General features: G+C 42.3%; 20 protein-coding genes. 11 read left to right on the top strand and 9 right to left on the bottom strand.

Annotated features, from left to right (window positions below; translation table 11 throughout):
• The first annotated feature begins 124 nt into the window (after positions 1 to 124).
• Positions 125 to 1,480: an FAD-binding oxidoreductase gene (locus M1J35_RS02470; RefSeq protein ID WP_254652710.1), complete on the top strand. Its 1,356-nt coding sequence runs from the start codon at positions 125 to 127 to the stop codon at positions 1,478 to 1,480.
• Between the two features lie 229 nt (positions 1,481 to 1,709).
• Here M1J35_RS02470 and M1J35_RS02465 read toward each other — a convergent pair whose 3' ends face one another.
• A complete protein-coding gene (locus M1J35_RS02465) occupies positions 1,710 to 2,900 on the bottom strand; it encodes an MFS transporter (RefSeq protein ID WP_254652709.1) in 1,191 nt (396 codons plus the stop codon).
• Positions 2,901 to 3,239: 339 nt separating this feature from the next.
• Here M1J35_RS02465 and M1J35_RS02460 point away from each other — a divergent pair, with 339 nt between their 5' ends.
• From M1J35_RS02460 to M1J35_RS02435, 6 genes are all read left to right on the top strand, one after another.
• Positions 3,240 to 4,172, top strand: coding sequence for a hypothetical protein (locus M1J35_RS02460; RefSeq protein WP_254652708.1), 933 nt, complete (start codon positions 3,240 to 3,242; stop codon positions 4,170 to 4,172).
• 101 nt (positions 4,173 to 4,273) lie between these two features.
• On the top strand, positions 4,274 to 4,972 hold the full coding sequence (locus M1J35_RS02455) for a hypothetical protein (protein WP_254652707.1): 699 nt from the start codon (positions 4,274 to 4,276) through the stop codon (positions 4,970 to 4,972).
• A gap of 94 nt (positions 4,973 to 5,066) precedes the next feature.
• A complete protein-coding gene (locus M1J35_RS02450; RefSeq protein WP_254652706.1) occupies positions 5,067 to 5,726 on the top strand; it encodes a hypothetical protein in 660 nt (219 codons plus the stop codon).
• Positions 5,713 to 6,420 (top strand): hypothetical protein, encoded by a 708-nt coding sequence (locus tag M1J35_RS02445; RefSeq protein WP_254652705.1) that lies wholly within the window; start codon positions 5,713 to 5,715, stop codon positions 6,418 to 6,420. Before M1J35_RS02450 ends, M1J35_RS02445 begins: the two co-directional genes overlap by 14 nt.
• A 20-nt stretch (positions 6,421 to 6,440) precedes the next feature.
• Positions 6,441 to 6,818 (top strand): hypothetical protein, encoded by a 378-nt coding sequence (locus M1J35_RS02440; protein WP_254652704.1) that lies wholly within the window; start codon positions 6,441 to 6,443, stop codon positions 6,816 to 6,818.
• Positions 6,819 to 6,850: 32 nt separating this feature from the next.
• Positions 6,851 to 7,105 (top strand): hypothetical protein, encoded by a 255-nt coding sequence (locus M1J35_RS02435; protein WP_254652703.1) that lies wholly within the window; start codon positions 6,851 to 6,853, stop codon positions 7,103 to 7,105.
• A gap of 59 nt (positions 7,106 to 7,164) precedes the next feature.
• Here the strand turns inward: M1J35_RS02435 and M1J35_RS02430 are convergent, their stop codons facing one another.
• The 4 genes from M1J35_RS02430 to M1J35_RS02415 form a co-directional block, all read right to left on the bottom strand.
• Positions 7,165 to 9,111: an FtsX-like permease family protein gene (locus M1J35_RS02430; protein ID WP_254652702.1), complete on the bottom strand. Its 1,947-nt coding sequence runs from the start codon at positions 9,109 to 9,111 to the stop codon at positions 7,165 to 7,167.
• Complete coding sequence (locus tag M1J35_RS02425; RefSeq protein WP_254653676.1) at positions 9,101 to 9,862, bottom strand: ABC transporter ATP-binding protein; 762 nt, start codon at positions 9,860 to 9,862, stop codon at positions 9,101 to 9,103. Before M1J35_RS02425 ends, M1J35_RS02430 begins: the two co-directional genes overlap by 11 nt.
• Positions 9,863 to 9,962: 100 nt before the next feature.
• Entirely contained in the window at positions 9,963 to 10,967 is a 1,005-nt protein-coding gene (locus M1J35_RS02420; protein WP_254652701.1) for a sensor histidine kinase, read from the bottom strand.
• Positions 10,964 to 11,650, bottom strand: a complete 687-nt coding sequence (locus M1J35_RS02415; RefSeq protein ID WP_254652700.1) for a response regulator transcription factor — start codon at positions 11,648 to 11,650, stop codon at positions 10,964 to 10,966. The genes M1J35_RS02420 and M1J35_RS02415 overlap by 4 nt, the downstream gene beginning before the upstream one ends.
• 176 nt (positions 11,651 to 11,826) lie before the next feature.
• On the opposite strand from M1J35_RS02415, the gene M1J35_RS02410 reads away from it, so the two are divergent.
• Positions 11,827 to 12,456: a putative periplasmic lipoprotein gene (locus M1J35_RS02410; protein ID WP_254652699.1), complete on the top strand. Its 630-nt coding sequence runs from the start codon at positions 11,827 to 11,829 to the stop codon at positions 12,454 to 12,456.
• An 82-nt stretch (positions 12,457 to 12,538) separates the two neighbouring features.
• On the opposite strand, the gene M1J35_RS02405 is transcribed toward M1J35_RS02410, so the two are convergent.
• Together M1J35_RS02405 and M1J35_RS02400 are read right to left on the bottom strand one after the other, a co-directional pair.
• Positions 12,539 to 12,901 (bottom strand): VOC family protein, encoded by a 363-nt coding sequence (locus M1J35_RS02405; protein WP_371928735.1) that lies wholly within the window; start codon positions 12,899 to 12,901, stop codon positions 12,539 to 12,541.
• Between the two features lie 54 nt (positions 12,902 to 12,955).
• The gene (locus M1J35_RS02400) at positions 12,956 to 13,810 is read right to left on the bottom strand and encodes a helix-turn-helix domain-containing protein (protein WP_254652697.1); all 855 of its coding nucleotides are present in this window, start codon (positions 13,808 to 13,810) and stop codon (positions 12,956 to 12,958) included.
• A gap of 146 nt (positions 13,811 to 13,956) precedes the next feature.
• Here M1J35_RS02400 and M1J35_RS02395 point away from each other — a divergent pair, with 146 nt between their 5' ends.
• Entirely contained in the window at positions 13,957 to 14,967 is a 1,011-nt protein-coding gene (locus tag M1J35_RS02395; protein ID WP_254652696.1) for an NADP-dependent oxidoreductase, read from the top strand.
• 41 nt (positions 14,968 to 15,008) lie between these two features.
• On the opposite strand, the gene M1J35_RS02390 is transcribed toward M1J35_RS02395, so the two are convergent.
• Both M1J35_RS02390 and M1J35_RS02385 read right to left on the bottom strand, forming a co-directional pair.
• Entirely contained in the window at positions 15,009 to 15,410 is a 402-nt protein-coding gene (locus M1J35_RS02390; protein WP_224522469.1) for a carboxymuconolactone decarboxylase family protein, read from the bottom strand.
• A 106-nt stretch (positions 15,411 to 15,516) separates the two neighbouring features.
• Complete coding sequence (locus tag M1J35_RS02385; RefSeq protein ID WP_254652695.1) at positions 15,517 to 16,392, bottom strand: LysR family transcriptional regulator; 876 nt, start codon at positions 16,390 to 16,392, stop codon at positions 15,517 to 15,519.
• 183 nt (positions 16,393 to 16,575) lie between these two features.
• On the opposite strand from M1J35_RS02385, the gene M1J35_RS02380 reads away from it, so the two are divergent.
• Together M1J35_RS02380 and M1J35_RS02375 are read left to right on the top strand one after the other, a co-directional pair.
• A complete protein-coding gene (locus M1J35_RS02380) occupies positions 16,576 to 17,859 on the top strand; it encodes a GntP family permease (RefSeq protein WP_254652694.1) in 1,284 nt (427 codons plus the stop codon).
• Positions 17,860 to 17,879: 20 nt separating this feature from the next.
• Positions 17,880 to 18,656, top strand: a complete 777-nt coding sequence (locus M1J35_RS02375; RefSeq protein ID WP_254652693.1) for a 3-hydroxybutyrate dehydrogenase — start codon at positions 17,880 to 17,882, stop codon at positions 18,654 to 18,656.
• Positions 18,657 to 18,838: the final 182 nt, after the last annotated feature.

The following is an 18,838-nucleotide window of genomic DNA, read 5'->3' as shown; positions in this document are numbered from 1 at the left end:
GGCGGTACTGCTTGCAGTGCCGCCCTTTTTCGTTAAAACGTTCCTGCCAAGCCCACTCATCTCATCGTCAATACGAATACTTTAATAACAAGAAGATTAATCAGTATCTATAGAGGTGAGAATTGTGTACCAAGATCCTGGGTTTTTAAAAGGTCTTACGGGCGAAGTGGTGACGGTGAAGGATGCGGTTTATGACGAAGCCCGACAGGAATGGAATCGAGCCATCAATAAGTTTCCGTTGGTGCTTGTGTATTGTGAAAGAAAGCAGGATGTGGTGAATGCCATCTGTTGGGCACGAAAGCATCATGTCATTATCCGTATACGGTCAGGCGGGCATCATTATGAAGGGTATTCCACCGGTGATTTGGTGTTGGTCATTGATATCAGTCGTTTGAATGAGCTGAAACTGGACAAGCAGCGGAACGTGTTAAAGATGGAAGCGGGAGCAAAGAATACAGAAGTATATGATTTGATAGGATCCAATGGCTATGTTTTCCCAGGGGGGACTTGTCCGACGGTTGGTGTGTCGGGATTTACACTCGGTGGTGGCTGGGGATTTTCGAGCAGGCTTTACGGATTGGGATGTGACAGTCTGATTGAGTTGGAGCTGGTCGACTACCAGGGAAGGCTTATCAGGGCAAACAAATATTGCAACTCCGATCTGTTCTGGGCATGCCGTGGTGCCGGCGGAGGGAATTTCGGGGTCATTGTCAGTATGACCTTCCAACTTCCGGAACCGACGGATTGTCCTGTCACGCTAGTAAGGTTCCATTATGTGGGCACCACCAGTGAAAAGCAGGCACAAGTGATGAACGTTTGGCAGAACTGGTTACCTGGACTTGATAAACGGATGACGATTGTGGCCAGTTTCTATAACGCTGAAGGAGAAGGACCGGGTATCTTTGCGACAGGATTTTTCTATGGCTCATCTGCACGTGCCAGGGAGATTTTACAGCCTTTTGCAGAGGTTGAAGGATTCCGGGTAGAGCTTGAGACCTCCTCATTCCTTGAAGCGGTGAAAAAAGTGGAAGAGACGTATCCTCCATCTGAAAAATTCAAGTCGACGGGCAGATTTGTTCAAAGGCGTTATTCCCCTTCTGAGCTTAAGAATATCGCAGATCTGATACAGGTGCCGGCAGGCGGTTCCGTGTATGCGGCAGTTTCCTTTTATGCAATGGGCGGGGAAATCATGTGTGTCGGTAAAAGAGAAACGGCCTTCTTCTACAGGGATGCAAGATACATCATGGGTATCCAGTCGGTATGGACAGAAGATTCTGTTGCGGAAGAAAACCGGGAATGGGTCAGAGGCCGCTTTGAATATATTAAAAGCATCACAGAAGGGTCCTATGTGAATTTTCCAATCAGCAAACTTAGGAATTATGAATGTGAGTACTTTGGGGAGAATGCGAAAAGATTGGATAAGGTGAATAAGAAATATGATCCGTATAATGTGTTCAAGTTCCCTCAGGGGTTGAGATAAAGAGTGGCTGTTTGGCAGCTGAATAAAGAAAATTCGACATGCCGGCACGATTTTTCTAAGCTTCGCATGATTAGTTGAAATCTCGCATGAAAAACGTTTAAACCGCACGATAATAGAAATCTCCGAGCGATACAGCTTATTTCTCGCATAATTCTTTCCGTAAAAGTCTTCCATAATAAAAGAAGTATCCAAGAACAATCAAACGTTCCGGATACTTCTTTTATTAACGTTATGCAGTTGTGACCTGCTTCTGATCCAACCGATAACTCAAGAAAGTCAGCAGACTCGCACAAATCGCAACCACTCCGCCGACGAGTGTCACATTCATCAACGGTCCCTGGTGATAGACAAGGCCTCCGAGTGCGGATCCCATGGCGATGCCGACATTGCTCGCAACCGGCATAAGGGAAGCGGCGAGGCCAGTCGCTTTCGGTTGATACACGCCGGCAAGGTCGATCAAGTAAAGCTGGGTCGAGGTGGTAAGGAGGATGGCCATCAAGGACATCAATCCGATGTTAATCAATCCAACGATAAAATGATCGGTCGTAAAGTACAGGGCAAACAGGACAAATGCCTGGATAAGAAACACGAATCGGAGGCGTCCGATGGCATTGTGACTGGCGATCTTCCCTGCAAGGATGTTGCTGAAGATCGAGATGAACCCGTAAGCGAACAGGATCAAGCTTATGGAGCTGCCTGGTGCTCCCATCTTGTTCAGAATCGGGACAAGATACGTAAATACTGCATAGGTCGCACCGAAGCCAAGGGATGGAATGAAGAAAGCCATCAGGATCCTTGGATGAGTCAATAAGGAGAACTGATCCCGCATGGAACTGCGGTATTGACTGAGCTTACTCGGTAAATTCAAGAATGATGCCAAGAAGGCAACGACACCTAGCAACGTCGTTAATAGGAACGTAGCATGCCAGCTGTACCATTCGGCAATAACGGTACCGATGGGAACACCGATGACGTTTGCAAGGGTGAACCCGCCGAACACGAATGAGATGGCGACGCCTCTTTTTGTGACGGGAATGGCCTCACTGGCAATCGTCATAGCAAGTGAAATCAACACTCCTGTCACAATCGCTGTCAGCATCCGAAGACCCATAAGCATGACGTAGCTTGTGGAAATCACGCACAAAGCATTCAAAACGATGAATGACCCTATCAAACACAACACCCATTTCCTCTTTGGAAAATGACTAGTTGCCGACATGACAATGGGCGTGGCAATGGCAAAGGTAATCGCAAACGCTGAAACGAGCGTGCCTGCCTTAGCATTGGTTATATGAAGACTTGAAGAAATCTCCGTTAAAATCCCGACGATGACAAATTCGCTTGTCCCGAGAACAAATGTAAGTAACGTAAGGGTAAAAATAAGAAACCAATGTTGTTTAGATAATACCGTTTCTTTCATAAGTACCTCTTTTCTAAGTGGAATATCCATATGGGATAGAGTGGGCAAACAATTTAACCATCATACCATAAAACATTTTTTTGCAGTAACCCTTGTATGGTAAAAATATAAACAAAAGAGCAGGGCTCATTTTTCATGGGAATCTAGGAAACGTTTTTGATAGACTGGAAGGCTTTATGTTTAAATGAGTAAGTCATTCCATTTTCTTTTTACTTTCCGATCTGGTTTGATATGAGATGGATTTGGATATATCTTCTAAATAAGGTCATATCTGTATTGAGGTATGTCTTAGATAAGAATGGTTCTGTAAAATTTAATAAAACAAAGGTGGGTAAATAATTGGTGAAAAAGATATCTATTTTAATCGTCATTTTCTTTTTATCAGGTTGTACTTCTTTAGAAGAGAAGGTCTCCACCTTTACGGAAGAGGAAATTGAAGAGGTGTATGGAGAAAAAGTCAAAATGACTTCTATAGAGGAATCCACACCCATTGGCGCCACGATCATTGTGGTACTTACAAAAATCTTTACTGATGTATATGACCTGATATTTCAATCTGAAGATGATCCGAATTTTACATTCGGGGGTGAAATCTCAGAGGACCTTGAAAACTTTGAAGAGGATTATGTTCAAAGTAAACATGAATATTTGCTAGAACGGGATAAGAAGTATGAAGAATATCAAAATGTATTTAAAGAGAATGGAATAGAAGATGTACAGTTTAGAAGTATGATCCACAAAGGCAAACCATACATAACAGTCAGTGGATACTACAAGGGTGGAGAAACCGACCCGGGGAAGCTGGTACACACACTTGGAAAAATAAGTGAAAGCCTTGTGAAAGTGCCTGTCGAAACCTCACTTGATCTGGAAATGAAATATAATAGGATTTCAACGGATTACTATAGTAAGGGAGAATCGGCTGAATTTGAACAGATAGTAGAACAACAATTTATGTTGGTCAACCACCATGAAATGGTTGATGGTGGTGTGTTGGATCAAGAGCTCGAGAAGTTGGGCATGTCTGCAGATTCAAGATTGAATTGGGATGAGCAAAGTGAATATTTTATTACGACATTGTTTGTAAGTCAGGATATCACCTTATTTACCAAACCTTATTCAAGTAACGAGGACATTCTAAAGGCATTTGATGTCTTCAGAAAATACGGGATGGATGAATCAGTCGTGAACATCATCAACTTAGATGGTACATGTAAGGTAAAGGAAGTAAAAGAGACTGAAGATCTAAGCAGGTGCTATCGAGAACGCTAGGAGAGATCCGTCTCACTAAGAGACGGATTTATGATAGTACCGTTGATATGGGGGAATCTTAGGTAATTTTACGGCTATTGAGGTGAGCAGAACTGAAGAAATTGAAAGATATAGATGATATGACCCGTGTGTACCTGAGCAATATGCAGCTTCCTAAAGAAAACAGAAGAAATGTAATTGGATTTCTAATCCTACTTTTGGACTTTTTAGGCTTGCTTCCTTTACTGAGCATTCCTTTTTCTTCTTCCTTCTTTTGGGCAGCACTGGCACCGGCTGTTATTATTCATGTATGGGGCATCCTTTATATCGTTGCTCCCTATAAATTTGAACACTCTTATTACTTGTACATTGGAATTTTTGGAATTGTAAATACGTATGTATTTTTCCTTGTTATTCAAAAGCTTTTATATCTTCATATCGGTGTAGATAGCAACCGCTTTTTTTACATAGGATTAGTGCTGATGGTGTTTCTATTGGTTTTTATTCAGGTTTTTCATGTGAAAATGCTTTATTCCGGTACCTATGTCAAAATCCAAAATGGAAAGTCTCCATTCACTATTCCATCGATCGTCGCTTTCTCAACTTTTGGATACGTTGCTGCACAGTTTTTAATGTCCTATATGCACACTGACTCAGCTTATATAATTGTATTAATGATGGCGTATTCGGTTGTATCGATTGTTACTGCTTATTTATCTACTTTCATTCACCGGTATATTTATATCCAAAGAAATAAGGAAAAAGTGTTGAAAATGTATCCTGGTTTTGGGAAGCCAAAGGCTTCCAGGAAGTTTGGTTAGGGGGATTTTTTCGTTGAAGCAGGAAAAACTAGATGATATTACTCTGTCTTATCTAAGGTTCCAATCACCTTGTGAAAACAGGAGTAATATACTCGTGTTTCTTTTCGTTTTTCTGGATATCATTGGCGTGCTTTTCCTTCTGGGAGAGCCCTTGATTCTTTCTTTATTTTGGGGCGGCATCATTCCGGTGTTATTCATTCACCTGTGGGCCATTCCATATATAATTGCCCCTTATACGTTTGAAAGATCCTATTATCTGTTTTTCGGTGTGTATGGGGTTATCAATACCTTCGTGTACTTTTTAGTCATACAAAAAATGATATATTCTCATTTTCAAATAATCGGAGTAGTCCCTTTGGTTTCAGGGTTAATTCTATTTGCATTCCTCCTTCTCATCATGAATTGGATGAACATCCGCTTATTGTATTCCGGCACGTACTCACGTCTTCAGAAAGGAGAAAAGAGTGTAAACATTTCTCCTATTGCTACAGCCTCAGGCATTGGGTACGTACTGGCACAGGTAATCTTATCATCCTTCTTTATAGAATCAGTGAAAATCCTTATGATCATCGGGGTATTATCGATACTTTCTGTGGCGACATCTTACTTCTCTACAAGCATCCATAAATATATTTATATTAGAAGAAACGTTGAGAAGGTAAAACACGTTTATCCCCAATTCGGGTTACCGAAAAAAGAAAGAAATTTGATTGAGGGAAAACGAAAAAAGGGGAAAAGACATGAACAAGCATAAAGATATTGACCCCATCACATTATCTTACTTGAATTTGCAAACTCCTGAGGAGAATAGAAGAAGTATCATTACGTTTTTTATCTTTTTTTTAGACATCATTGGACTCCTTCCCATTTTGGGGGAGCCCTTCTCCTACGCCTTTGTCTGGCCGGCTGTTGTACCGGTGGCATTATTACATATTTGGGCAATCCTTTATTTGGTGGCCCCGTTTCAGTTTGAAAAATCGTACTACCTGTTTTTTGGCATCTACGGCATCGTGAATACATATGTGTATTTTTTGGTGATTCAAAAATATTTGTATGTATATGCCGGATTGAATGGCAAGGTCCCTTTTATTTTAGGTTTGCTGTTACTATTGGGGTTATTGGTGTTCTTCCAGCTGTTTAATCACAAATTATTGTATTCCGGAGCGTATGCAAGGTTGCAGAGGAATGATCATAAGTTCAAGTTGTCTCCTATTTTAACCGCTTCAAGTATCGGGTATGTCATTGCCCATATTCTGCTTTCTACATTCATGACGGAATCCCTTTTTGTGATCATCATCATTACGGGAGTTTCCATCCTTTCGATACTCACCGCCTTTTTCTCAATATCTATCCACCGATACTATTTTATTTTGAAACATGAAGAGTCCGTTAAGAGGGTATATCCCCAGTTTGGGTTACCTAAAAGGGAAAGGGGAATTAAACGGTGAATCATTTAGGAGGTAACTATATGTCAAAAAAGAAAATAACAGGGTTTATACTCGTGTTCATGGTGCTTACCTTGATTGCTTGTTCTTTATATGGAATCAATATCCCTTTACCTAGTTCCTATATTCCATTAATGATTGCAGCAAATGGTGTGTTTGCTTTTTGTTCTATTTTTGCTCAGCGATTGATTATTGTTTTATATGAAGTGAATGTTTATGAAGGAAAGGATAGTTTAACCGGATATTTCAATAAGTACACAGCTATCTTAACATCTGGTCTAAATTACTATATACAAAACGTATTAAAACGCCTCCCTTTTCTTGTGAATAAGATCCTGGCCATATGTTATTTCCTATCTCTTGTTTGGATTGGATTTGGGATTGTGGGAATATTTAATTAGCGTTTATGTAATGATGGGTAGGAGGTTAAAGCATGACAGAGGAAAAGATGATTCAACTTTCAACAGAGGAAAAGAAGGATGAGAAATTCTTCTCTTTTAAACGAGGCTTTATTTTTTACTGGAAGAGTAACGTCTTCCTTCTTTGTTCTATTCTTTTATTCTTATTGAATAAAAGTAGTTGGGCTCAGGATGGAGATAGTTATGTGTGGTTATTTGGCATCCAGGTCGAAGCGTTACTTATTCTGCTCTCATTCATTGCTTGTTTACGTCCCAGGATTTTGGAATAGGCAAAGGGATTCCGTATAAATAAAATGACCATCCCAAAATCACGGGATGGCTCTTTACATTATAGCGACGCTTTAATCACCTTTTTATAATACAACACCGATAATACACCAAAGACCGAATATAACACCGTATATAAAACCATCACGATGATCATCGGCGTCCAGACTTCGGCTCCGAATAGGAACCATCCTGATTGAACCGCAAAGTAACTGTGCAGAAGTCCGATGAGGAGAGGGATCCCGAAGCTGAAGAGCTGCTTACCTTGAATGCCTCTCAATAAGTCACCTTGAGTAAATCCTAATTTTCGTAAAATGGTATAGTTCGGTTTCTCATCTTCACTTTCGTCCATCTGTTTGAAGTACAGGATACAGCCCGATGTGATCAGAAAGGTGAGGCCGAGGAACCCGACGATGAACATAGTGAGTCCCATGCTTTGTTTTTGTTCGGCTTTCATGTCGTACTGTGAAGCGTTCCCCCATCTTTCAACTAGATTTAACTCGTGAAAGAGGTCGTTTGCTTTCTTTAAATCTTTTTCCTTCTCGATATTTACACCGATATACAGTGAGGACTCCCTCTGAACTTCTGGATCCAGATCCTTTTTCAGCTGCTGGAAAATATGGTCATCCACAATGACCGCAGGTGAACCGAACCCTGTAAACCACCCAGAGATCGGGTATTCATCCCGCATTCCCAAGTATTTGAGCTTTATGTTCTTCGTCTTTCCTTTCAGCTCTATCATACCGGAATCGTGAAGTGGCATCAGCTTTTGAAGTAAGTCGCTATAGCCAGTAAAGACTGTTTCGCTTTCTTTTACGTCAATACCTTCTACACTTTTTTCACTGATGACTGCAGTAGGCATGGCATCTTGTGATCCGTTCAGTTCACTGAATTCAGAGTCTGCAATGTCTTCCAGGTTAACGAGAGCTCTGATGACTTCAATTTCCTCTTTTTTGAATTCAATACCATCATTCAAAAGGGCTTCTTTAAATTCATTGAAGTCTTGTTTGTCTATTAATGAAAAATCCGCCGGTACATTATTTTCAGCCGTTTTTTCAGCTGAGTAATACCCGATATAGCTCAAAGATAGTAGTGCGATAGCCAGAGCCGAGACTGTTGTAATAATCGTCAACAGTAAGGCATTGGATTTCATCCTAAACATGATGGATGAAAGAGACAGGACCTCGTTGATGTTTAAGTAACCATCCTTTTTCTTACGGATGACATTAAATATAAAGCTGACAGATCCTTTGTAGAAAAGATAGGTACCCAGAATCACCGAGCCGAGAATAAATAGCATGGCTCCATAAAGTTCTGGCAAGGTCGTGAAGTCCCCGCCAAATAATTTGGAAGAGACATAATATCCGGAAGCAATCAAGATGATTCCGAAAACTCCAATGACGATTTCGAACTTGGACATCTTTTTCACTTTCGTTTCGGTTGAAGAACGAACTCTGAAAAGGGATAAGATGCTTTGTCTTTTGATGAATATAAAGTTCATCAGCATGATCAATAGATAAATCGCGCAGAACACGATAATGGTCTGAATGAGTGCCTTGGTAGAGAAATGCAGTGTGGCAATCGCATCGACGCCGGTTATATTGAATAAAATCATGATGATTAACTTGGAGAAGGAAAACCCGATTAAGATACCAAGTATCAAAGCTCCAAAATATAGGATGAAATTTTCTACACTTAAAATGCGGAAGATTTTATTCTTTGTCATGCCGATCAGCTGAAATAGCCCGATTTCTTTACTTCTTCTCTTAATGAAGAGGGTATTGGCGTATAAAAGAAATATCGAGACAATGGCGACGAGCAGGACAGAAGCAGCCTTTACCGCTGCCCCGCCTTTAATGGTTCCCTTCGTTGCATCCATGGATGGATCGTACTGCAGGGTCACAAAGGCGAAATAGAGAGCGACACTAAAAACCAGGGCAAATACATACAGGTAATAATTCTTCAGATTCTTCTTCAGATTCCTGAAGATAAGGGTATTAATGTTCATTCTGCACACCACCGAGCACGCCTTGGGTTTTCATGATGTCACTGAAGAAATGCTGCCTCTCCTGTTCACCTTTTGTTAACTGAGTATAAATCTGCCCGTCTTTGATGAAAACGACCCGGCTGCAGTAGCTTGCCGCAACGGGATCATGCGTGACCATGACGATTGTCGCCTTCAGCTTTTGGTTCAGCTCACTCAGCTTGTTCAAAAGATCAGAGGCCGATTTCGAATCCAGGGCCCCCGTGGGTTCATCGGCGAAAATGATGCTTGGTTCATGGATGAAGGCACGGGCGGCTGATGTCCGCTGTTTCTGCCCGCCTGAGATTTCGTTCGGATATTTATCCTTCAGTTCAAGGATCCCCAGCTCTGAAGCAAGGGCATTGAATTTCTGATCGGCTTCTTTCTTAGGGGTCTTGGTGATGGATAATGGCAGAAGGATATTTTCTTTCACCGTTAACGTGTCGAGCAGGTTGTAATCCTGAAAGATAAAGCCGAGATGATTCTTTCGGAACTGTGCGAGCTGCTTTTCTTTCATCATCGTCATTTCGTTGCTTTCAATCTTAATTGAGCCCTCACTCACTTTGTCGATGGAGGATAGGACATTTAAGAGAGTCGTCTTCCCGGAACCCGACGCCCCCATGATACTGACGAATTCACCCTTTTGGATCGACAGGTCGATACCCTTTAACACTTCCTGCTTATTGAATTTATTTCCGTAGCTTTTATGAAGTTTGCTTGCTTCTAGTATAGTCATCATATAAAACTCCTTTGATTTGATACCTTTATTATAAAAAGCAGGAAGTTTCTTTTCCTTTTATTGTTCGAACAAAATAGAAAAGCATGTGACATTTTTGTCACACGCCGGTAAGTTGGACGAAATCATTTTTCTCCGGGAAGGTGAGGGTGACCCGGGTCCCTTCACCTCGTTTGGATTCAATATCTATGCTAATCAGCAGAGGTTCTGAAACTCTCTTCGTTAAATATAAGCCCATTCCAGTAGAAGCGTGATCAGTATGGTCTGTGGTCGAAGTGAATCCTTTTTCAAAGATCCTTGGCAGGTCCCTGGAGTCGATTCCCCTGCCGAAATCCTGAATGATGAGAGTCACTTTTCCATTTCTTTTTTCGCTTACTAGGGCAATATCCGTTTCAGAGCTATATTTAACTGCGTTAGTCAAGAGCTGCCTGATCATAAAAGAGAGCCATTTCGCATCGCTCAGCACCTTTGTGACCTCGAGTTGAATGTCAAATCCGATCCCCTTCTGAATACACCATGATTGCAAGGTTTTTATTTCCTGAAAAATAGCCGCCTCAAGATCGGTGTCATCAATGTATAAATCATTCTCCATAAAAGACATACGCTTTTGGTGCAGCTGCTGATCCAACAAAAGATGGATGCGCAGCCACTCATATTTTAAATGAGACTTCAAAGGGTCGTCTTCCAAACGTTCAATCATTAAATGCATCGCCGTCAGCGGTGTTTTCACTTCATGGATCCAGGACAGAAGGTCGTCCTTTTCCTGTTCGAGCATGATTCGATTATCAGATGCCGCCTTTCTCAGAAGGTTCGCCTGCTCCGATAGACTTTCCGAAACGATTTCCTGGAAGGGAGTATCCGGGGCATCCACCCCTGTCATGTTGAGGTTATGATCCCATTCTTTCAGCCGTTTGAAGAATCGGGTTTCCTTCTGATAGCGGATGAACACAAAAAAGGTGAAAAAGAGCAGCGACAGAAACACCATATACATGATCGGTTGTAACGGGATGGCCGTATCGATAGAGGCGATAAAGATCCATAACAGATGAAGTCCAAGCACGAACGATATCCAGCTTTTCCGTTCCCATAAGTATGTACGGATCATGGCGAATCCTCTTCAATGGCCAGATATCCCTGCCCGACCTTCGTTTCAATGAAGCGGCCAAGTCCTATCTCTTCAAGGCGCTTCCTGAGACGATTCACATTGACGGTCAATGTGTTATCGCTGATGAATCGCTTGTCATCCCAGAGGCTGTTCATCAGTGCATCTCTGCTGACGATCTTATTCTTCTGATCAATGAGGAGTTTTAATATGTACATTTCATTCTTCGTCAAATCGATCGAACCGATTTCATTGGATACCGTATTGCGCTCAAAGTCAACAGTTGCACTGCACCAGGTCTTGATACTCACCTGTTCGGTATTATAGTTATACACCCTTCTGAGAGTGGCCTGAACCTTAGCGATGAGGACATCGAAATGAAAGGGTTTCTGGATGAAATCATCTGCCCCGAGCTGCATGGACATGACCATATCCGTCGGGTGATCTCGCGAGGACAGGAACAGGATCGGCACATTGGAATGTGTGCGTATCATCCGGCACCAGTGGAAGCCGTCGAATTTAGGCAACTGAATATCGATGATTACTAGATCCGGCTTTACCTCTGTAAACTCCTGCATGACATGATTGAAATCCTTGATTCCATATACTTCATAGGACCACTGGGAAAGCCGTTCCTTGATTTCGTTGAATAGGGTAATATCATCTTCGATTAACAATAATTTCAACTCTTTCACCACTCAATCTTGCTGTTTACATAAATTGTATAGGAAATCGCATACGTTTGCCATATGCCTGAAGTTAGGAACTGCTTTATTTAGAAATATTTAGATTATTTTTACAAAAGATGGGTATTTAACTTTTAAAAGCAATTGACCAAATTGCATAAGAAGGGAATTAAAGCATGAAGAAACTTCTCGGATTAGCCTTGTTAACAGCCGTTCTGTTAAGTGGATGTGGTGAAGTGCAGATTTCGATTAATAAAGATCAGGAACCACAGACTGAAGAGAGTAACAGTAAAGAGGAAAGCAACAATGGATTGAGCATGGTTGATGATGGTAAAGACGGTGAAAAACTAACGGACGCTGATAAACAAAAAGCGATTATTCAATTTATCAATGAGGATATTCAGAGAGTTGCTGAATATGAAGTTGTGGCATTTGAATCTCTTGCATCGGTATCCGGGGTGAATTATACCGATGATGAGACCCTTTATAAAGAGCTGACCTCAACGACCATCCCTTCCTATGAGAAAGCATTGGGAGAAGCGGAGTCCATCGAAGGGGAAATCCCCGAACTTGAGGAAATGACGGAACGGATTGTGGAAGCCACCCAGATTTTTTATGATTCCCTTTTGCTCGAAAAACAGGCTCTTGAGGAACAGGACGAAGGGCTAATAGAGGAGTCCAATGCCAAAATTGAGGAGTATTACAGACTGGTGGAATCCTATCATTCAGATATGAAGCTCTTGGCAGAGAAGTATGATGTGACATACCAGGTGGATGGACAGGGCGGGGACGTTGATGAACTATGACACCTGTTCTATGGGGGTATAAAAGGTACGTATTTGGAGTCAAAGGAAGGGGATCCCATTACACACGGGATCCCCTTCCTTTTTAAACCTTTACTTCACTCACCAACGCATGTGTATTCCCCTCCGTATCCTCAAAAAACACCATCCATGACTCCATGTCGTCCATCTTCCCCACCACATGAGGTTCACCCACAAAATGAACACCATTATCCTTCATTTTTTCGTAGCTGGATTGGATATCATCCACTTCAAAATAAATGACCGAGCACTGGGTGTACTTTTCATTTTCCGGTAGTGTAAGGAGGAGCCTCACGCCGTTGCAATCAAAAAATGCCATATGGGCAGTCGTGAATAGGAGCGGGTGGCCTAATTGTTCACGATAAAAGTCGATGGCGCGGTCTAAATCCTTCACGGGGACCCCGATCTGTTTGATTCCTTGGATCATACTCATTTCATTTTTCTCCTTTCGTTTCCACTTTATCGTAGAGGATTGAAAGAGTTAATTCTTTTCCAAAATCACTTTTTTTCGATAGAGAGTCGGTGAGCATCCCACAAATTGTTTGAACATTTTAGAGAAGGACACAGGGTTTTGAAAGCCGAGCTCAAAGGTGATGGCTGTAATGGATAGGTCAGGGTACTTCAATAATCTTTTGGCTTTTTCAATTCGTAATTCCGAGATGTGGCGATGTGGGGTTTTCCCATAAAGCTGAGAGTATGTTCTGATCAGATGATTTTGTGATAAACAAGCAACCATGGCTATATCATCGAGTGTAAGAGCATGGTGATAGTATGCCCTGATATATTCATGAGCGATTGTGATTCTCCTGTAGATTTCCTCCCTGGTGGAGTGTTTTACTGCATGAATTGATTCCGTTCTTTTTAAATGGTGAAAATGAGAGGTTAATAGGTTTTCCATAACGATATGATACTGTTCTTCACACCAGCTATCTTTAGGATATGTATGAAGCCTTTGGGTTAATTGTATCTGCCTGGCGATTGAAGGGGTGATGTCATAGGTCTTTTCGAAAAACTCAATGGGACCGCATCCTTTGAAAGGATCAGTTATCAATTGATCGGGAGAATCTCCCAACGCGCGATAGATATCTTCCGCAAACCCTTTCTTAAAGAAGATGCAAAATGACTCCACCTGCCGATCTTCCTCAATGGTAATGGTGTATGGCCCATCATTGACCAATAGATACCGTCCTTCCTCTACACTGAAGTAGCCCCTGTTGGTTTTGTAGAAGGCCCTTCCGTTCATGAAGGTCTTTATGGAAAGCTGTCCCGTTCCCTCCCAATGGAATTTATCGCTCCTTGCCTGAAGGATATAGTTAGATGAGTCCGATTGTGTCATACGTTTTTCTCCCGAATGCAATATTACTACTATTATACAAAATATTGGAAGCGATTATCTATGCTATTTTATTGACGGTTCAAGTTCAATTATAAATAATATGTTTATATGATTAAACATTTAAACTTTATATGAGGGTGATGTATATGAAAGCGATGACCATAAAGAAGTATGGTAAGAACACTCCTTTAGAACTGACGGAACTTTCCATTCCGGAAGTGGGGGAACATGATGTCCTAGTGGAAGTGTATGCAGCGAGCATAAACCCAATCGATTTTAAAATCAGGGATGGCAAGGTGAAAATGCTGTTGAGCTATAAGATGCCACTGGTTCTGGGGAATGATTTCTCAGGGAAAATCATTCAAACGGGATCCAAAGTAAATAAGTTTCAGGTGGGGGATGAAGTATACGGCAGACCGCGTAAGAACCGGATTGGCACTTTCGCTGAATATCATTCTGTTCATGAAGACGATGTGTCGTTGAAACCTAACAACCTGACGTTTGTAGAGGCAGCTTCCCTTCCGCTGGTTGGGTTGACCACATGGCAGGCATTTCATGACATCCTTGAGCTGGAACCGGGACAGAAGATCCTCATCCAAGCAGGGGCTGGTGGAGTCGGAACCTTCGCCATTCAGCTTGCAAAGGAAATGGGGGCGTATGTAGCCACGACGGCAAGTGAAAAAGGGCATGACTTGGTTTTGTCTCTTGGAGCGGACCAGGTGATCAATTATAGGATACAACCCTTTGAGGAAATTCTAGAGGGATTCGATGCGGTATTCGATACGCTAGGAGGGGAATCCCTGAACCGTTCGTTCCGGGTAGTGAAACCACATGGTAGAATTGTTTCGGTTTCAGCAGTACCAAACGGGAGATTCGCTGTAGATAACAAATTGGGTTTTCTTAAGCGCATGTTATTCTCGATTGTGAGCAGGCGGATAACCGCTCTGGAACGGAAGTTTAACGTAGACTATTACTTCCTGTTTATGAAACCGAGCGGAGAACAGCTGGCTGAAATCAAGGATTTTGTTGAACAAGGGAGCATACGACCTCTGGTGGATAGAGTCTACCCCCTTGAGAAGGCTCAGGAGGCCATCCAGTACGTCGAAACAGGAAGAGCTAAGGGTAAGGTCGTGTTAGAGGTGAAAAAGCCCTTGTAACCCATTAAAGAGGCCTGACACTATCGTCTGGCCTCTTTCTATCAATGTTTTTCTTCTCGGCGCATAGCGAATACCTTTTTCGCAACCGTCAGGGCATTAAGGACGCGAGGGAAACCGGTATAAGGAATTAAATGTGTCATGCTCTCAACGATTTCTTCCTCAGTTAAACCAGCAGTCAACCCCGTGTTGATATGGAGCTCGAGCTGAGGCTCCGTTCCTTGTGTCACGAGGGAGGAAATGGTGACGAGGGCGCGCTGCTTATTCGTCAATCCTTTCCTGGAATATATTTCACCATAGGCAAATTCGATGATGTATTTTCCTACATCGGGAGCGATATCCTCCAATGCTTCAGAGATTTTGAGATGAGTGGAGATTTCTTTATTATCAGTCAGTGTATATTCCATCAGTTTATCCAACCCGTTTTGATATCTGTCTTGATTCATGTTCCATTCCTCCTGTCTAAGTTGCTACAGGAATACTATAACGCCGTAAGTATATATGCGTAAAATACATATAATTTATAGAATGTATGCAAAATAGTTATGGGTTTTATCGATCATGCAGCATTTTCTTGAATTCGCGAACCGCAAACGATTCGTATCGTCCTTTTTTCGTGATGATCCCTAAATTCCAGGGAACAACGGGGTTTACGATGGGAATCGATTTCACGACTTCCTGGTCCACTTTCTTAGAAATGGATTGTGGGAAGATGGAAATGCCAAGGTTTTGCCCGATCATTTCTCCTATGAAATCCCACTGTGAACTCTCATAGGCTACCTTAGGATAAAATCCCGCTTTTCTGCATTCCTCAATGATTTTGTCATGCAGGGCAAAGTCTTCACTGAAAAGGATGAAGTCCTCACCATGTAATTCGTTCATTTCTACCGAATCTTTTTTCGCCAGTGGGTGAGAGTGGTGGACAAATAGCATATGTTTCTCGGAAACGAATGGGACGACATCAAACTGCTCTTCATCCATCGGTAAAACGACCACACCAAGGTCCAGCATCCCATCCCTCACTTCTTCCTCCACTTTATTGGCACCATATTCGTTCAGCTGTAAAAGGATGTCTGGATATAATGTTTTAAATTCCTTTATGATGCTGGGGAAAAATAAAAACCCAATCAACGGCGGGATCCCGATTTTAATTTTTCCTTTCTTTAAATTCATTAAGTCATACAGATGTGTTGATAAGTGATCAAGGGATTCCAGGATGACCTGTCCCTGTTCATAAACGATTTCGCCCGCTTCAGTCAGTTCGATTTGACGGGAGGACCGGTCAATCAGCTCCATCTCCAGTTCATCTTCCAGGCTCCGTACCATCTTACTGAGGGTGGGCTGGGATAGGTGAAGAACATTTGAAGCCTTTGTAAAACTTTTGAATTTGGCCACTTCATTGAAGTAGGTAAGCTGTCGAATATCCAACGGTTTCTCTCCTTTTTAATCTATAACTTTATTGCATGATAAGTATAGTTTTAATTCATTTTACTTATTTATAGGAGAAGAGTAAAATTTCTTACGTCAAAAAAATTTACTGTTTTAAACGTTGGAAGAGTGGTGCAAAATTGTGTCCTCTCTTTTTGTTTTCTTTAGAAGGGTGGAAAGAAGTTGTTTAGTATTTTAATAGGCCTGATTTTGTTGATGGTCTTTGCTTATCTTGGATGGTCCATTATATGGATTGCACCGATTGTCGCAGGCGTTGTGGCACTCATGAGCGGTATGGATCTGATGGATACGTATACCGATACGTATATGTCAGGATTCGTGAATTTCGCCAAGCAGTGGTTTCCGATTTTCTTACTGGGAGCCGTTTTCGGAAAGTTGATGGAAGATACAGGGGCAGCAAAATCTGTCGCTTATCAAATCACGAAAATGATCGGAGAGAAGCGGGCCATTCTTGGGGTGCTGGTCGCTTCGGCCGTACTGACTTATGGAGGCGTGAGTCTCTTCGTCGTGGTGTTCGCCATCTATCCCATCGCTCTGGCATTATTCAGAAATGCGGATATCTCAAGAAAGCTGATTGCACCGACGATCGTGCTGGGGGCATTTACGTTCACGATGACGGCTGTCCCTGGAACACCGCAGATACAGAACTTGATCCCGATGAAGACGTTCCACACGTCACCGATGGCAGGTTCATGGATGGGTGTCGTCTCGTCACTCATCATGGCTGTCGGGGGATACCTGTGGCTCGTGGGCAGGCAGAAGAAGATGGCTGCTAACGGGGATACATTTAAAGAAATCAGCCAAGGGGCAGGGTCCAATGAAGAGCAGCAAGCTTTACCCAATTGGATTGTCTCCTTGCTGCCATTACTATTGGTTGTCGTGTTATTGAACGGTATCAAATTGGACGCCATCCCTTCTTTACTGGCAGGGATTGTTCTGATTCTCCTTATGAATGTGAGCAGGTATAAGAAATTCATCCCTTCCATCAATGAAGGGGCAAAGGGCTCTGTGATGGCCATCATCAACACCAGTGCGGCCGTAGGGTTCGGGGCAGTCGTAACGAGTGTACCGGACTTCGAACGCATCACTGACCTTCTGCTGGGGATCTCATCAAATCCACTGATCTCGGAATCCTTGATTGTACAGATCCTTGCAATGATCACCGGTTCTGCTTCAGGGGGGATGGGGATTGCCATGCAGGCACTGGGCGATACCTATTACCAACTGTCTCAATCAACGGGAGTCAGTCAGGAAGCATTCCATCGCATGGCTTCCATTGCTTCCGGGGCATCGATCCTGCCTCACAACGGGGCTTTATTGACGCTCTTGGCGGTTACGAATGTAACGCATAAAGATTGTTATAAAGATGTGTTTATTGTGGGTCTAGTGATCCCTACCATCGCCGTCATAGCCGGAATCATCATGGCAAGTATAGGGCTAATTTAAAATTAAAGGAGTGTTTTGACATGGTAGAAAATAAAGTGGTTTTAATTACGGGTTCAGCAAGCGGCATCGGCTTTGAATTAGGTAAATCCTATGCTGAAAAAGGAAGTAAAGTGGTACTGACAGATTTGAACGAAGAGGGAGTTAAAGCTGCTGCTGATAAACTTATAGGTCTCGGGTATGAAGCCATTGGTCTTAAAGCTGACGTAACGAGTGAAGAAGATATCAAGAATATGATTGACATAGCCCATAAACAATATGGACGCATCGATGTATTGGTGAATAATGCCGGATTACAACATGTCTCTCCGATTGAAGAATTTCCGACAGGTAAGTTCGAGCTCATGATCAAAATCATGCTTACCGCGCCTTTCATCGCGATCAAGCACGTCCTGCCAATCATGAAAGAACAGAAGTTTGGCCGTATCATTAATGTCTCTTCCATCAATGGTTTAGTGGGCTTTGCTGGAAAAGCTGCCTACAACAGTGCAAAACACGGCGTGATCGGATTGACGAAAGTGGCGGCTCTGGAGTCGGCTCCTTACGGCATCACGGTGAATTCCATTTGCCCAGGTTATGTTGATACACCACTCGTAAGAGGACAATTAAAGGATATTGCGACTACGCGAAACGTTCCTTTAGAAAAAGTACTGGAAGAAGTCATCTATCCTTTAGTCCCTCAAAAGCGCTTACTTGATGTTAGTGAAATTGCCGACTACGCAATGTTCCTGTCCAGCGATCAAGCTAAGAGTGTAACGGGACAAGCGGTCGTCATCGACGGAGGGTATACGGCCCAATAAATCGTTTTATTTCTGATAAGACATCGGCGTGTAAAATGCCGATGCCTTTTTCTATCTTTCTATCGAGTCGTTAAACGACTGAATCATTATAAATATATACATTCTTTCATCCACATTTTTCTTCCTCTCCATCTTCCGATCAATCTTTTACATGTCTTCATTTTCACTCCTCAATTTTCATC

This window comes from Rossellomorea sp. KS-H15a, from assembly GCF_024195245.1.
Classification (GTDB): domain Bacteria; phylum Bacillota; class Bacilli; order Bacillales; family Bacillaceae_B; genus Rossellomorea; species Rossellomorea vietnamensis.
This window is presented reverse-complemented; position numbering and strand designations above follow the sequence as displayed.

Excerpts from the sequence above, each read along its gene's own strand:
- M1J35_RS02445 (WP_254652705.1), top strand. The coding sequence starts at position 5,713 with ATGAACAAGCATAAAGATATTGACCCCATCACATTATCTTACTTGAAT.
- M1J35_RS02410 (WP_254652699.1), top strand. The coding sequence starts at position 11,827 with ATGAAGAAACTTCTCGGATTAGCCTTGTTAACAGCCGTTCTGTTAAGT.
- M1J35_RS02375 (WP_254652693.1), top strand. The coding sequence starts at position 17,880 with ATGGTAGAAAATAAAGTGGTTTTAATTACGGGTTCAGCAAGCGGCATC.
- M1J35_RS02440 (WP_254652704.1), top strand. The coding sequence starts at position 6,441 with ATGTCAAAAAAGAAAATAACAGGGTTTATACTCGTGTTCATGGTGCTT.
- M1J35_RS02465 (WP_254652709.1), bottom strand. The coding sequence starts at position 2,900 with ATGAAAGAAACGGTATTATCTAAACAACATTGGTTTCTTATTTTTACC.
- M1J35_RS02420 (WP_254652701.1), bottom strand. The coding sequence starts at position 10,967 with ATGATCCGTACATACTTATGGGAACGGAAAAGCTGGATATCGTTCGTG.
- M1J35_RS02425 (WP_254653676.1), bottom strand. The coding sequence starts at position 9,862 with ATGACTATACTAGAAGCAAGCAAACTTCATAAAAGCTACGGAAATAAA.
- M1J35_RS02435 (WP_254652703.1), top strand. The coding sequence starts at position 6,851 with ATGACAGAGGAAAAGATGATTCAACTTTCAACAGAGGAAAAGAAGGAT.
- M1J35_RS02430 (WP_254652702.1), bottom strand. The coding sequence starts at position 9,111 with ATGAACATTAATACCCTTATCTTCAGGAATCTGAAGAAGAATCTGAAG.
- M1J35_RS02400 (WP_254652697.1), bottom strand. The coding sequence starts at position 13,810 with ATGACACAATCGGACTCATCTAACTATATCCTTCAGGCAAGGAGCGAT.
- M1J35_RS02395 (WP_254652696.1), top strand. The coding sequence starts at position 13,957 with ATGAAAGCGATGACCATAAAGAAGTATGGTAAGAACACTCCTTTAGAA.
- M1J35_RS02405 (WP_371928735.1), bottom strand. The coding sequence starts at position 12,901 with ATGATCCAAGGAATCAAACAGATCGGGGTCCCCGTGAAGGATTTAGAC.
- M1J35_RS02390 (WP_224522469.1), bottom strand. The coding sequence starts at position 15,410 with ATGAATCAAGACAGATATCAAAACGGGTTGGATAAACTGATGGAATAT.